Source organism: Mesorhizobium opportunistum WSM2075 (assembly GCF_000176035.2).
Lineage (GTDB): Bacteria > Pseudomonadota > Alphaproteobacteria > Rhizobiales > Rhizobiaceae > Mesorhizobium > Mesorhizobium opportunistum.
This window is the reverse complement of sequence record NC_015675.1, coordinates 3,665,078-3,679,309: the sequence shown is the minus strand read 5'-3', so window position 1 is coordinate 3,679,309 and position 14,232 is coordinate 3,665,078. Positions and strand designations below refer to the sequence as shown.

Here is a 14,232-nt window from a genome sequence, read left to right as displayed (position 1 = left end):
GGGAGACGCTCGCGGCATCATCGAGGTGACGCCTCCTTCAGCTTTCGGCCGCTCCGGCACGCTTCGTCACAAAGAGGATTGTCCATGAAACACCTGCACCGAACCGCGTCGCTTGGCGTCGCGCTGGCCTTGTTCACCGCCTTGACGCCGGCGCTCGCCGACGGCACCGCGACCGTCGGCGGCCTCGTCAACAAGGGCCCCGTCAACAAGGGCCTCGTCGGCGTCGGCCGCATCCCGGCCGCCCAGCGCGACAAGTTCGGCGAAACCTTCGGCTCGGGCTCCGGCATGTCGATCGACACATCGGGCTGGACGCATGACGCTGCCGGCTACAAGGGCTCGCTCTGGCTGCTGCCGGACCGCGGCTACAATGTCGCCGGCACCACCGACTATCGCCCGCGCCTCAATACGATCGGCATCGAGTTTAACCCCGTCGCGCCGGGCGCCGCCCCAGCTACCGGCCAGGAACAGACCGGCGTCAAGGCGACGCTCGCCGACAGCATGCTGCTCACCGACGACAAGGGTGCCGACGCCACCGGCCTCGATCCGCTGTCGGACGTGCGCGCCGCCGCCGGCGACTTGCCGATGCTGCCCGCCGCCACCAACGGCAAGCTCGCCCTCGACAACGAAGCGATCGTGCGACTGCCCGACGGCTCGATGTTCATCTCCGACGAATATGGCCCCAACATCTACCGTTTCTCCGCGCAAGGCCGCCTGATGTCGGCGACCCAGCCGCCGGCTGCCCTGGTGCCGATGCGCAAGGGGACACCGAACTTCTCCTCCGACAATCCCGGCCCCGGTGCCGCCGAGCCCGATCCCAAGGATCCGGAAACCGGCCGCCAGAACAACCAGGGCCTCGAAGGCATGGCGATGACGCCGGACGGCAAGTTCCTGATCGCCGTGCTGCAGTCGGCGACCCGGCAGGATGGCGGCGATTCCGCTTCGACCCGGCAGAACACCCGCGCGCTGATCTATGACGCCTCCGACCTCGCCCATCTGAAACTGGCACATGAGTATGTCGTGCCGCTGCCGGTGTTCAAGGATGCCAAGGGCAAGACCAAGGTCGCCGCGCAAAGCGAGATCGTGGCGTTGTCGGACACATCCTTCCTGATGTTGGCGCGCGACAGCGGCAACGGCCAGGGCCTGAAGGGTGATACCTCGCTCTACCGCGAAATCAGCATCGTCGACGTCTCCGCCGCCACCGACATCGCCGGCGCGGATTTCGACAAGGACAAGCCGGTAGCGCCAAAGGGCGTGCTCGATCCATCGGTGACGCCGGCCAAGCTGACGCCGTTCATCGACATCAACGACAATGCTCAGCTCGGCCGCTTCGGCCTGCACAACGGCGCGCCGAACGATCACGACAACCTCTCGGAAAAATGGGAAGCAATGTCGCTGGCAAGCGTGCTCGATCCGAAGCTGCCGGACGACTATTTCCTGTTCGTCGCCAATGACAACGACTTCCTGGCCCAGGATGGTTTCCAGGTCGGCGCTCCCTACAAGACCGACGACGGCGCCGATGTCGACACCATGTTCCTGGTCTATCAGGTGACGCTGCCCGGCCTCGCCAAGAAGTAGCGACACCCATGCAGGCGGGCGCGCCTGACGCGCCCGCTTGACCTGCCACCATCGAATGATCGAGCCCTGCTACAGACCGTGAAGGCGCCTACTTCAACATCTCCGCATCCTTCGGCACGCCAGCATCGATCGGCTCGGCCGTCCTAGTCGACACGGCCATGATCTTGCCGGCGGCCGACAAATTGGGACGCACGAAGACCTGGGCAGGACCGTTGACGCGGCTGTAGAGGTCGATGATGTCCTGGTTCATGAAGCGCACGCAGCCGGACGACGCGTTCTTGCCGATGGAATCCCACTCCGGCGTGCCGTGCAGCCGGTACATCGTGTCCTTGCCGTCACGGAACAGATAGAGGGCGCGGGCGCCGAGCGGGCTCTTCGGGCCGGGCGGCATGCCGTCCTTGTATTTCGCCAGTTCCGGCCGGCGCTGGATCATTTCCGGCGGCGGCGTCCACACCGGCCACTTCTTCCTCGCCTGGACCACGGCGCTGCCGGTCCAGCCGAAACCCGCCTTGCCGAGGCTGACACCGTAGCGGACGGCCTTGCCGCCATCTTGTACCAGATAGAGGAAGTGCTCTGACGTATCGACGACGATCGTGCCGGGCTTTTCGCCGGTCGGGTCGGCCACGACCTGGCGCACGAACTTCGGGTCGAGCTTGGTGACCGGGATTGCCGGCAGTTGATAGCCCTCGTCGGTGCGCGCCGCGTACATGCTCGCGGCGTCACCGAAAGCCGCATCGGGCGGCGCGGCGGCCACCGGCGGCGGTGGCGCGACATCCGTCGTGGAGCACGCCGAAAGGGCCATCGCGGCCGCGCCCAAAGCGGACGCACTCAGAAAGGCACGCCGGTTCAGGCGCTCGGAAAACAGCGGAATATCGGACATGAACCCCCCAGCTCAACCGCAAGATCCAACAGGAACGCGGCCCCATCAGGATCAGTATCCCATTCCGGAAGCTTTGAGAACACGATTAGATCAAGGCGCGCCAGAAGACCCGATGCCAATCTTTTCCGGCACCGCATCGACCTGTCCCGCTGAATCGGCAATGATGGGGACCGGATCCAAATACCACTTCCCGAGTTGCCAGCCATGGACGAAAAAAAGCCCACGCGCCGGCGCACCGCCGACCTGACCAGCGGCCCGATCCCGCGCACGCTGCTGTTGTTCGCCCTGCCGGTGCTCGGCTCCAACGTTCTGCAGTCGCTCAACGGGTCGATCAACGCCGTCTGGGTCGGCCGTTTCCTGGGTGAATCGGCGCTGACCGCCACCTCCAATGCCAACCTCGTCCTCTTCCTGATCCTCGGCACCGTGTTCGGCATCGGCATGGCGGCGACCATCCTGGTGGCGCAGTCGGTCGGCGCCCGCGACCTGCCGGAGGCGCGCCGCATCGTCGGCACCAGCGCCACCTTCTTTTTCCTCGTCTCGATCATCTTCGCCGTCTGCGGCTGGATCTGGGTCGACGCCATCCTCAACACGCTCGGCACCCCGGCCGACGCCTTGCCGTTGGCGCGTTCCTACCTGCGCATCATCTTCGTCGCCGTGCCGATGATGAACCTTCTGTCCTTCGTCATGACCGTGCTGCGTGGCGCCGGTGACTCGCGCACGCCCTTCATCTTCATGGCGCTCGCGGTCGTCCTCGACATCATCCTCAACCCGCTGCTCATCCGCGGCATCGGGCCGTTTCCCGAACTCGGCATCGCCGGATCGGCCACGTCCACCCTGATCGGCCAAACGGTGAGCGTCATCGCCATCCTCGTCGTGCTCTATGTACGCAAGCATCCGTTGCGGCTGGCCGGCGCCAACCTCGCCCTGCTGCGGCCAGACCCAGCCTTGCTGCGCATCGTCGTCTTCAAGGGCGTGCCGATGGGCCTGCAGATGATCGTCATCTCGGCGGCGGCGCTGACGGTGATGGGCATCGTCAATTCCTACGGTTCGCAGGTTGCCGCCGCCTACGGCATCGCCGCGCAATTGTGGACCTATATCCAGATGCCAGCGCTCGCCATCGGTGCCGCGGTCTCCTCCATGGCGGCGCAGAATGTCGGTGCCGGCCGCTGGGACCGGATCGGCCGCGTCGCTGCCTCCGGCGTCGGCTTCAACCTCGTCCTGACCGGCGCCCTCGTCGCGCTGCTGTGGTTCTTCGACCGCTCGATCCTCAGCCTGTTCCTGAGCAGCGACAGCGCGGCGATCGACATCGCCGCCCACATCAACAGTGTCGCGTCGTGGTCGTTCGTCCTGTTCGGCATCACCATCGTGCTGTTCGCCACGGTGCGAGCCACGGGCGCGGTGATGCCGCCGCTGATCATCCTGGTGATCTCGGTGCTGGTCGTGCGCACCGGCTTCGCCTATTTCATGCGCGGTGTGCTCGGCGAGGAAGCGCTGTGGTGGAGTTTCCCGGCCGGCTCGATCACCTCGTTGGTGCTGGCCGCGGCCTACTACCGCTTCGGTGGCTGGCGCACCTTGCACATGATTGAGAACAGGCCGGCTGCCGGCGAGCCGCCGGACACCGGGCTTGGCGTGCCGCGCGGACGAGCGAACATGGCGCCGGAAACGCCGAACGGTTGAGGCCGACCCGGCCTCGTCTCAACGCCTGGTTTTCAGCCCGAAGCCCAGCGCCACCACCGCGAATAGGATAATCATGGCGGCGAATGCCAGGCTTGCGGCGATCGGACTGGCATAGGTCGACACGATCCCGATTCCGATGACCGGCAAGGCGTTGCCGACGAAGCAGCAGACGAAGAAGCTGGACACAACCTCGGCGCGGCGATCATCCGGCGCGATCTCGTTCACCACCTGCAGGCCGCCGCGATAGCCAAGCGCCGCCACGACGCCGCAGCAGGCGGTGGCCGCGATCATCAGCACCATCGATGCCACCATCTGTGCCGCCACCACCAGCAGGACGCTGGGGACCATCAGGGCAAGCGCGGCCAACATGACCTTGCTGCTCTGCACCTGCTTCAGCACCACGATGCTGACCGCGGCGACGATCGCCAGTTCGAAGAACAGCGCGCCGGCGACGGCGTGGTTGGTTTCCTGCAGCTGCTGCGCCAGAATGCTGGGAGCGAGGGCGGCATAGAAACCGACCAGCGCCATCGCGCCGAAGCCGGTCACCGCCGGCGCAACGAAGCGCGCGCGTATTTCCTGCGGGATGGAAAGTTGCGGCCGCATGGAAATCTGATTGACGCCACCGGGCTTCGCGATCGTTTCAGGGGTGCGCCAGACCAGGATCGTCACCATCACGAGTGCCACCAGAAAGACGATGAAGACCAGCCGCAACGGCCAGGGCTCATATTGTGCCAGCAGTCCCGAAACGAGCGCGCCGAATCCGAGGCCGAGGAAATTGGTGCTGGTGGCAATGACGCTGGCGCGCGACTTGTCGGCATTGGGGAGAAGCTCGGCAATCCACGCGGTCCCTGTCCCTGCGCCAATGCCTATGCCAAGCCCGCTCAGGATGCGCGCTATGTCGAGCGAGAGAACATTTTCGGCGAACAGGAAGACAAGCCCGCTGACGATGGCGACGCCCATCGCCGCCAGGGCCGCTGGCCGGCGCCCGACAACGTCCGATGCGCCGCCGAACACCAGCAAGGCGGCGAGATTGCCGACGACATAGACCGCATAGATCAGCGTCAGCGTGATCTGCGAAAAACCGAATTGCTGCTTGTAGATGATATAAAGCGGTGTCAGTGCCGTGCTGCCGGCAAACAGCACGGCAATCATGGCGGCGACAGTCGGAATGGCAAGAGCATCGCCACGAGCCGCTTCTTGCGTATGCGCCAAATCGCGAAATGTCATGGCCAACCTCCCTTCCAGCCTCGGGATCGCGATCTTAACGCGTCGTCATTCCCGACGTTCCGGCCGGCTGGCAGGCTCCTGACACCACGGTGAACTGAGAGCAATTCCAGGAAAAGTGTGAAGCGGTTTCCCAGGGAAAGCGCATTGGCGCTTCCCTTGGCAATTGCGTCAAAACAAAAACCAGAGCCTCAACGGGAAAGCCGCCGACTGAAGAAGGCTCGGATCGAGGCCGGCGGCCTCGATCCATCACGTATCAGCCGCGGCCATCCTATTTGCAGGAAAGTTGGGGCATTTGCAGGAAAGTTGGGCCTATTTGCAGGAAAGTTGGGCCTATTTGCAGGGGAAGCCGGGCGCGATCTTGCATTTGCCGGGGCGCGGCCTGTGCGGCGGGCGATGATGCGGAGGACGGTGCGGCCGGTGGTTCCAGTGCGGCGGCCGATGCGGCGGGCGCACGATGATGACCGGCGGACGAACGACATGGGCCCGCGAGAGATAGCCGGAACTGGCCCAGCCGCTGACACCGCCGCCATGGATTCTGCACCAGCCAGGCTCGCAGCCGGTGACATTCACCCTGAAGCCGGCCGGCAGGGTTCCGACCCTTGCGTAGCTTGCCCCCGGTCCACTGCGGACGTTGAGGTTGGTGGTGGTGTGGGCGCCATAGGCGAAGGCCGCGGCGGATGTACCGAAGACCGCGGCCAGTACGGTCGCGATCGCAAGCAGAAATCGAAATCTCATCAATCCCTCCATTCGTTCCCCGTCCGGTCGACTGCGTTGGCGCGAGGCGTCACAGGGGAGAGCCAGCGGTGGGAAAAGTCAACAACTGGCCAGCGCCAATCATGGCGATCGGCGGCTCCGGTGCCACGGTTTCCACCGACATAGTTGAGGAATTTCCCAAGCCCCGTTTATGGGCCCGGCAACATAAGCTAACAATTTACTTTCTTTCGACAATTCGTTGCGGCCAAAAGGGTGGAATCATGGGCAAAGGCAGGGTCGAGGCATTCACCGACGGCGTGGTGGCCATCATCATCACCATCATGGTGCTGGAACTGAAAGTGCCGCATGGCGAGGATTTTTCCGCCCTGGCACCGTTGTGGCCGATCTTCTTCTGCTACGTACTGTCGTTCATCAACGTCGGCATCTACTGGAACAATCTGCACAACATGTTCCATACCGTGCAGCGCGTCGATGGCAGCGTGCTGTGGGCCAATCTCAACCTGCTGTTCTGGCTGTCCCTGATGCCGGCAACGACCGCCTTCATGGGCGAGAACCACTTTGCGCCGGTGCCGGTCGCCGTCTATGGCGCCGATCTCGCACTCTGCGCCATTGCCTATACGATCCTGGCCGCAGCGCTGCACCGCCTGCACGGCAACGAGACCGCCTTTGCCAAGGCGCTGGGCCACGATCGCAAGGGAAAGATCTCGCTCGCCGTCTATATCGCGGCCATCGTGCTGACCTTCGTCAGTCAGTGGATCGGCGTAGCGCTCTATGTGCTGGTCGCCTTGGTCTGGCTGGTGCCGGATACGCGTTTCGCGCGGATGATCGAAAAGTAGACCTTCCCGGAATTGCTCTTTGTCTGACGCAATTCCGGACGGAAAACCGCCTCACACTTTTCCTGGAATTGCTCTCTGTCTGACGCAATTCCGGACGGAAAACCGCCTCACACTTTTCCTGGAATTGCTCTTTGTCTGACGCAATTCCGGACGGAAAACCGCCTCACACTTTTCCTGGAATTGCTCTTTGTCTGACGCAATTCCGGACGGAAAACCGCTTCACACTTTTCCTGGAATTGCTCTATCTGCGCATCGCTTTCAGCTTTTCCGCCACCGAAGCGGCCAGATCGGCATAGCGCTCCTCCAGCCGCTCCGCCGCCTTGATGATCGAGAAATCATGGCCGAACTTTTCCAACGCCATGCGCAGTTTCTCGACGAACTCGGCCTGTTTCTCCAGCGCGGAAAACAGCGTCTTCACCTGCGCTTCGCTGATATCGGGATTGGCCAGCATCTGCGGCACCTCGCGTCCCATCTGGTCGCCGGTGGCGGTCTGTTCCTTCAAAATTGCAACCCAATCCGTCAATCGAAAAATCTCCATTTGTCCCGACAAAAGTCTCCTTTTGCTCCGGCAAAAATTCCTTTTTGCCGAGGCAGCATGCGCAGCCTCGACCGGCATGGTCAACCCGAGCACACGCTGACGGAGGCTTGCGCAAGCCCGTTGCGGCGCTAAGTTCGGCGCCATCGAAAGAAGGAACCCATCACCGATGATCCCCGACGCCGAAATCCAGACCGCTCTGCCCGCGCTTGCGCCGGGCAACACCGCCGTCATCACCGGCGCCGCCAGCGGCATTGGTCTGGCAGCGGCAAAGCGGCTTGCGCTGATGGGCATGAAGATCGTGCTTGCCGACATTGGTGGCGCGCGTCTTGACGATGCCTCCCGGGCGGTCTCCGCCATTGCCGGCGACGTCGCCGTGCTGGCCGTTGCCGCCGACGTCTCGAAGGCCGATGAGGTCGATCGTCTCGCCGACCGGGCATTCGGCGCCTTTGGCGATGTTTCGCTGCTGATGAACAACGCCGGCGTCGGCGACAATCCCGGCAAACCCTGGGAGAACCGCGAAGAGTGGAAGCGGCTCCTCGACATCAATTTCTGGGGCGTCGTGCACGGCGTCGAGGCCTTCGCACCGCGCATGCTGGCGTCTGCCAGGCCGGGGCTGATCGTCAACACCGGCTCCAAGCAAGGCATCACGACGCCGCCCGGCAACCTTGCCTACAACGTCTCCAAGGCCGGCGTGAAGACCTTCACCGAGGGCCTGGCGCACGCCTTGCGCAACGAGCCTGGCGCACGCCTGTCGGCGCATCTGCTGATCCCCGGTTTCACCTACACCGGCCTCACCGAAGGCGCGACGGAAAAGCCGGCCGGGGCCTGGACCGGCGAACAAGTCATCGATTTCATGCTGGAATCGCTGGTCAGGGGCGACTTCTACATCCTGTGCCCGGACAATGACGTGGCGCGCCCGCTGGATGAAAAGCGCATGGCCTGGGCGGTCGGTGACATCATCGAAAACCGCCCGGCCCTGTCGCGTTGGCACCCCGACCACAAGGATGCTTTCGCGGCCTTCATAAAAGGCTGACCCGTCAAGCGGCCTGCTTCTTCGTCCCGCGCTTTTGCGCCACGGCCTTCTTCCCGGCCGTGGCGGCAATCTTCTGGTCATGCCGCCGTGCCGCCCGTTCGCATTTGGCGCGAATTTCCTCGACCTCGGACTCCGTCAGGTGCTCGATGCCAATGAAATGATTGTGGGCACGGCTCACCCGGATCAGTTCGTCGAGCTTGGCCTGAATTGCCGCGCCGTCACGGTTCTGGGTGTTCTGGATCAGAAACACCATCAGGAAGGTGATGATGGTCGTGCCTGTGTTGATCACCAATTGCCAGGTGTCCGAGAAACCGAAGTAGGGTCCGGTTACAGCCCAGACGACGACGATCAGGCAGCAGACGGAAAATGTCAGCGGCAGGCCGGTTACATGGGCGACCCAGTTGGCGATCTTGGTGAAATGCTTTTCCATGTGTCGGATCCCTCGATGGCTGCCGCGATGAGAAACATCCGGCGGCCGTTTCGGGTTCCAACCGGGCGACAAATGCGTCAGGCGCAATTGAATACACGCAAAGCGCGCATGTGAGGGAAAACACGCCTTATCGGGTTAAATGTCATGGTGACCGTGCAGGCAAAAGTGCCTGTTCCTTCCGCTTCACGGCGGTTTACCTCCAGCCCCTTCCGCCGCGCCACCCCCGCATGGCGGAAGGGGTTTCAGTCCGGAGAGCGCGGAAATGGCAGCTTGCTTCGCGCCACCTCAGCCTGCGGATTGCCTCGCTCAACGGAGCGCGGAACTTCGAGACAACGGCAGGATGCCGGCCTAAAAGGCCTGGTTTTCCCAGCGATCGAGGAACGCCTCGATCGGCATCGCCTGGATGTCGGGAACCGCCCGGGCGAGTTTCTCGACCGGCCAATCCCACCAGGCAAGAGCCTCGATCCGTGCCGCGACGGCGGCGGAAAAGCGTGCCCTGAGCGGCTTCGCCGGCATGCCGGCAACGATGGTGTAGGACGGCACATCATGGGTCACCACCGCATTGGCGCCGACGACGGCGCCGTTGCCGATGGTGATGCCGGGCATGATCACCGCGCCGTGGCCGATCCAGACATCATGGCCGATGGTCACGGCTTTCGACTGCCGCCGGTCGCGGAAGGCGGCGTCGACGCCCAGCCAGCGGAAATACTCGTTCGGCCGATAGCTGACCTTGTGCTGGGTCAGTCGCTCGATCGGATGCTCCAGCGCGTTGATGCGGCTGTTGGCGGCGATCGAGCAGAATTTGCCGATGGTGGTGTAGATAGCCTCCGAATGGCGCTCGAAATAGGAGAAGTCGCCGACATTGACTTCCCGCAGCACCACCCGTTCGCCGATCGCGGCATAGCGGCCGAGCTTGCACGCCTTCAATTCCGCGGTCGGATGGATGCGCGGCTCGGAGTCCTTCAGCACGAGATCTTGGGAACGGTCCATGAGGGCGGCTTTACGTCAGAGCAACCACGCCCGCAAGCCGCGAACAATTGTCCGTCAGGCCAATCGCGCGAATCTATTTCGGCTTGCCTTTGCTCCACACCACGTTCTGGCCGTAGAGCGGCACTGTCGTGACCGACATCTTGGCCGAGCCGTTCTGCACCTGACGCGAATGCGAGAGATAGATCAACGTATCGTTGGCCTTGTCATAGATGCGGTTCACCACCTGCTTCTTCCAGATCAGGCTGATGCCTTGCTTGAAAACCTCCTCGCCGCCCTCGCCCATGTCGATGTCGCCGATGGTGATCGGTCCGGTCTGGCGGCAGGAGATCGAGGAATCGGAGGGATCCTCGAACCAGTTGCCCTTGTGCAGGCGGTCGATGATGCTGCGGTCGAAATAGGAGACGTGGCAGGTCACGCCCTCTACTTTCGGATCCTTGATCGCCTCGACGATGATGTCGTTGCCGACCCAGTCGACACCAACCTTGCCGACTTCCTCGGCGACGGCAGCGCCGGTGCCAAGCACGACGCACGCGGCCAACGCGCCGATCAGTTTTCGCCCAATCCGTCCGCGCCCAATCAGTTCGAGCAAGTGGAGCCTCCTGCGGTTCGAGTTGCCGGTCTCAGGTGGGGCGAGGACCAATATATTGCAAGGTGCGATCAAAACGCCGGGCGCTGCCACGGCCGGTTGCGTCAACGCGGCATCTTTGCGTGTACCCGGTCGAACCGCTAAGACTGTCGGCCGAACAAGGGAGCGTGGCTTCGGCCGGCACCCGATGAAGTTACAGACGGACTATTCTGATGATGCGTTCTATCCTGGTCGGCATTCTCGTCCTCATGGCGGCCGGCATCGGCTGGCTGACTTTCGACTGGTATCGCGGCCACTATGGCGGCGAACCCTTCGGCGCCCCCTTCACCCTGGTCGACCAGAAGGGCGCGCCGATCACCGAGGCCGCGTTCCGGGGCCAGCCCAGCGTCGTCTTCTTCGGCTTCACCCATTGTCCGGAAGTCTGCCCGACCACGCTGTTCGAACTCGCCGGCTGGCTGAAGACGCTCGGCGACGACGGCAAGAACCTGCATGCCTATTTCGTCTCCGTCGATCCCGAGCGCGACACGCCGGCGGTGATGAATGCCTATGTCAGCAATTTCTCCGACCGCATCATCGGCATCTCCGGCGATCCGGACAAGGTCCACGCCATGGCCAAGTCGTTCGGCATCTACTGGAAGAAGGTCGATACCGGCGACGGCGACTACACGATGGACCACACCGCCTCGGTACTGCTGCTCAACGGCAAGGGCGATTTCGCCGGCACGATCGCCTACGGCGAAAGTGCAAGCACCGCTGTTGAAAAACTGAAGCGCCTCGCGGCTAAGGGCTAGAGCTTGATCCCGAAAAGTGGAAGCCGGTTTTTCGGACAACATCACGCTCAAAGAGAAACTTAACCTGATGACCCAGACACGGCTCCATTTCACCACCGGCAAGGTCGAGGCCGAGCGCATTTTCGCGGCCCTTGAGATGGCCTTCGAGGATGAAGGCCTGCCGATCGCGGTGCTGGAGGTCGACGAAGACAAGGACATCCACGAAGTCTCGCTCTATGCCGACGGTGACGTCGACGCGATTGAGGCGCGGATGAAGGACATTCTCGCCGGCCTCACCCTGTCGAAGCCCGTCGAGCGCGAGGCGCTGCCCGACATCGACTGGGTGGCGCGTTCGCTGGATGGGTTGAAGCCGGTGCGCGCCGGGCGTTTCTTCGTCCATGGCGCGCATGACCGCAGGAAACGCCACAGCGGCGAACTCGCCATCGAGATCGAGGCCGGCCTCGCCTTCGGCACCGGCCACCACGGCACCACCTCGGGCTGCCTCGAAATGCTGGAACGGGTGGTGCGGCGCGAACACCCGCGCAATGCGCTCGACCTCGGCACCGGCAGCGCCGTGCTGGCGATAGCCGTCGCCAAGCTGGCGCATATCCCGGTGCTGGCCACCGACATCGATCCGGTGGCGGTGAAGGTCGCCGCCGCCAATGCGCGGCTCAACCACGTCAAGGCCCTCGTCGAAACGGTGACCGCGCCGGGCTTTCACCACCCGATCTTCGGCAGGCGCGCGCCCTTCGATCTCATCATCGCCAACATATTGGCGCGGCCGCTGATGCGGCTGGCACCGCAAATGGCCGGGCACATCGCGCTTGGCGGCTCGATCGTGCTGTCAGGCATTCTCGAGCGCCAGCGCGACGCGGTCATCTCGGCCTATGTCGGCCAGAATTTTCGCCACGTGCGCACGCTGCACCGCGAAGGCTGGGTGACCATCCACCTCAAGCACTGAGGCACGCTCTTCGCGCGGCCGCTGGACCAAGCCCACTCGGGTTGTCAGCCGGTTGTCAGCCAGGCGAGGCTGTAGCAGTTTGCGGCGCTGGAAATCGATTCCGATTTCCCAAGCCATAAGCTACGCTCGCGCGTGCAAGGAGGCCCATCATGTTCCAGACCTTCGATTCCGCGGGTGACCCGGCAGTCGGCAAGCCGCGCGTGGCGCTGCTGCGCCAATGGCTGAGTGGAAATGGCCTCGACGGCTTCATCGTTCCGCGCGCCGACGAGCATCAGGGCGAATATGTCGCCGATCGCTCGGCGCGGCTGAAATGGCTGACCGGCTTCAGCGGCTCGGCCGGTGTCGCCATCGTCCTGCGCGACCGCGCCTTCATCTTTGTCGACGGGCGCTACACGCTGCAGGTGCGCAGCGAGGTCGATCTCGACATCTTCTCGGTCGAAAGCCTGGTCGACAACCCGCCCCCGGTCTGGCTCAAGGACAATATCGGCAAGGGCGCGCGGCTGGGCTTCGATCCGTGGCTGCACACGGTCGGTGAGGTCAAGGCGCTGCAGGCCGCTGCCGACAAGATCGGCGCCGTGCTGGTGCCGCTGACCAAGAACCCGATCGACATCATCTGGAAGGATCAACCCGCGGCACCGGTGGCACCCGTCGAGTTGCACCCGATCGGCTTTGCCGGCGAACTTGCCAAGGACAAGCTGGCGCGGCTGGCGGCGGCGATCGGCAAGGACGGCGCCACTCATGCAGTGCTGACCGACCCCTCCTCCATCGCCTGGGCCTTCAACATCCGCGGCGGTGACGTGCCGCACACGCCGCTGGCGCTTGGCTTCGCCATCCTCGCTGCCGACGGATCGCACAAGCTGTTCATGGACAAGCGCAAGTTCTCGCGCCAGGTCGCCGCCTATCTGACCCAGCTCGCTGATTTGCACGAGCCCGACGAATTCGAAGCCGCCATCGTGGCGCTTGCCAAGGGCGGCGCCAAGATCGCGCTCGACCCGGTGCTGGCGGCCGAGAGGCTGCGCATGCTGGTCGAGGACAATGGCGGCACCGTGGTTGCCGCGCCCGACCCGGCCCGCATCCCGCGCGCCACCAAGAACCAGGCCGAGATCAACGGGTCGCGCGCCGCGCATCGCCGTGACGGCGCGGCGGTGGCGAAACTGCTGTGCTGGCTGGAGCGCCAGAAACCCGGCTCCCTCGACGAGATCGCGGTCGTCACCCGGCTGGAGGAAACGCGCCGGCAGACCGGCGAGGAAACCCAGATGCCGCTGCGCGACGTCTCCTTCGACACCATTTCCGGCGCCGGGCCGAACGGCGCCATCATGCATTACCGCGTGTCGCGTGCCACCAACCGCAAGCTCAAGGCCGGCGAGCTGTTCCTGCTCGATTCCGGCGCGCAATATCAGGACGGCACCACCGACATCACCCGCACCGTACCCATCGGCCAGCCGACCGAGGAAATGCGAGAACGCTTCACGCTGGTGCTGAAAGGCATGATCGGCATTTCCACGCTGCGCTTCCCCGCCGGCACGCGCGGCTCGGAGATCGACGCCGTCGCCCGTATGGCGCTGTGGAAGCACGGCTGCGACTTCGCCCATGGCACCGGACATGGCGTCGGCTCATATCTCGCCGTGCACGAAGGCCCGCAGCGCATCGCCCGCACCGGCACCGAGAAACTGCTCGAAGGCATGATGCTTTCGAACGAACCCGGCTACTACAAGGAAGGCTCCTACGGCATTCGCATCGAGAACCTGATCCTGGTGACGCCAGCGGCAGAAATCGAGGGCGGCGACATCGCCATGCACGGCTTCGAGACGCTGACGCTGGCGCCGATCGATACCCGTTTGGTGCGCAGCGATCTCCTGACGCGCGATGAATTGCACTGGCTCGACACCTACCATGCCCGCGTGCTGGCCGAGATCGGCCCGATGCTCGACGGCGAAACGCTGGCCTGGCTGGAAAAGGCAACCGCGCCATTGCCGCACGACGCCAAGATTTGAGATGAGCTACTTTCTCCCCGT

Annotated in this window: 14 protein-coding genes; 7 read left to right on the top strand and 7 right to left on the bottom strand. The window is 63.8% G+C overall.

All coding sequences use genetic code 11. The features are described 5' to 3' along the window. Positions 1–84 precede the first annotated feature (84 nt). The gene (locus MESOP_RS17655) at positions 85–1,575 is read left to right on the top strand and encodes an esterase-like activity of phytase family protein (protein WP_013894698.1); all 1,491 of its coding nucleotides are present in this window, start codon (positions 85–87) and stop codon (positions 1,573–1,575) included. An 88-nt stretch (positions 1,576–1,663) separates the two neighbouring features. On the opposite strand, the gene MESOP_RS17650 is transcribed toward MESOP_RS17655, so the two are convergent. Further along, complete coding sequence (locus MESOP_RS17650) at positions 1,664–2,455, bottom strand: L,D-transpeptidase (protein ID WP_013894697.1); 792 nt, start codon at positions 2,453–2,455, stop codon at positions 1,664–1,666. 204 nt (positions 2,456–2,659) lie between these two features. Here MESOP_RS17650 and MESOP_RS17645 point away from each other — a divergent pair, with 204 nt between their 5' ends. Continuing rightward, complete coding sequence (locus tag MESOP_RS17645) at positions 2,660–4,132, top strand: MATE family efflux transporter (RefSeq protein ID WP_013894696.1); 1,473 nt, start codon at positions 2,660–2,662, stop codon at positions 4,130–4,132. Between the two features lie 18 nt (positions 4,133–4,150). On the opposite strand, the gene MESOP_RS17640 is transcribed toward MESOP_RS17645, so the two are convergent. Both MESOP_RS17640 and MESOP_RS17635 read right to left on the bottom strand, forming a co-directional pair. Then, positions 4,151–5,359 carry an MFS transporter gene (locus MESOP_RS17640; protein ID WP_013894695.1) on the bottom strand — a complete coding sequence of 403 codons (1,209 nt, stop codon included), beginning with the start codon at positions 5,357–5,359 and terminating at the stop codon, positions 4,151–4,153. 330 nt (positions 5,360–5,689) lie between these two features. Beyond that, positions 5,690–6,094, bottom strand: coding sequence for an SH3 domain-containing protein (locus tag MESOP_RS17635; RefSeq protein WP_013894694.1), 405 nt, complete (start codon positions 6,092–6,094; stop codon positions 5,690–5,692). A gap of 239 nt (positions 6,095–6,333) precedes the next feature. Between MESOP_RS17635 and MESOP_RS17630 the strand changes: the two genes are divergently transcribed. Next, positions 6,334–6,909 carry a TMEM175 family protein gene (locus MESOP_RS17630; protein WP_013894693.1) on the top strand — a complete coding sequence of 192 codons (576 nt, stop codon included), beginning with the start codon at positions 6,334–6,336 and terminating at the stop codon, positions 6,907–6,909. 241 nt (positions 6,910–7,150) lie between these two features. Here the strand turns inward: MESOP_RS17630 and MESOP_RS17625 are convergent, their stop codons facing one another. Then, positions 7,151–7,432 (bottom strand): hypothetical protein, encoded by a 282-nt coding sequence (locus MESOP_RS17625; RefSeq protein WP_013894692.1) that lies wholly within the window; start codon positions 7,430–7,432, stop codon positions 7,151–7,153. A 181-nt stretch (positions 7,433–7,613) separates the two neighbouring features. Between MESOP_RS17625 and MESOP_RS17620 the strand changes: the two genes are divergently transcribed. Further along, on the top strand, positions 7,614–8,480 hold the full coding sequence (locus tag MESOP_RS17620; protein WP_013894691.1) for an SDR family NAD(P)-dependent oxidoreductase: 867 nt from the start codon (positions 7,614–7,616) through the stop codon (positions 8,478–8,480). A gap of 4 nt (positions 8,481–8,484) precedes the next feature. On the opposite strand, the gene MESOP_RS17615 is transcribed toward MESOP_RS17620, so the two are convergent. The 3 genes from MESOP_RS17615 to MESOP_RS17605 all read right to left on the bottom strand — a co-directional run bounded on the left by MESOP_RS17615 (position 8,485) and on the right by MESOP_RS17605 (position 10,489). Next, positions 8,485–8,910 carry a low affinity iron permease family protein gene (locus MESOP_RS17615; RefSeq protein WP_013894690.1) on the bottom strand — a complete coding sequence of 142 codons (426 nt, stop codon included), beginning with the start codon at positions 8,908–8,910 and terminating at the stop codon, positions 8,485–8,487. 348 nt (positions 8,911–9,258) lie between these two features. After that, complete coding sequence (locus tag MESOP_RS17610; protein ID WP_013894689.1) at positions 9,259–9,900, bottom strand: DapH/DapD/GlmU-related protein; 642 nt, start codon at positions 9,898–9,900, stop codon at positions 9,259–9,261. A gap of 73 nt (positions 9,901–9,973) precedes the next feature. After that, positions 9,974–10,489, bottom strand: a complete 516-nt coding sequence (locus MESOP_RS17605) for a CreA family protein (protein WP_013894688.1) — start codon at positions 10,487–10,489, stop codon at positions 9,974–9,976. 209 nt (positions 10,490–10,698) lie between these two features. Between MESOP_RS17605 and MESOP_RS17600 the strand changes: the two genes are divergently transcribed. From MESOP_RS17600 to MESOP_RS17590, 3 genes are all read left to right on the top strand, one after another. Next, complete coding sequence (locus MESOP_RS17600; RefSeq protein WP_013894687.1) at positions 10,699–11,277, top strand: SCO family protein; 579 nt, start codon at positions 10,699–10,701, stop codon at positions 11,275–11,277. A gap of 67 nt (positions 11,278–11,344) precedes the next feature. Beyond that, positions 11,345–12,217 carry a 50S ribosomal protein L11 methyltransferase gene (locus MESOP_RS17595; protein ID WP_041164776.1) on the top strand — a complete coding sequence of 291 codons (873 nt, stop codon included), beginning with the start codon at positions 11,345–11,347 and terminating at the stop codon, positions 12,215–12,217. Positions 12,218–12,366: 149 nt separating this feature from the next. Beyond that, positions 12,367–14,211, top strand: coding sequence for an aminopeptidase P family protein (locus MESOP_RS17590; RefSeq protein ID WP_013894684.1), 1,845 nt, complete (start codon positions 12,367–12,369; stop codon positions 14,209–14,211). Positions 14,212–14,232: the final 21 nt, after the last annotated feature.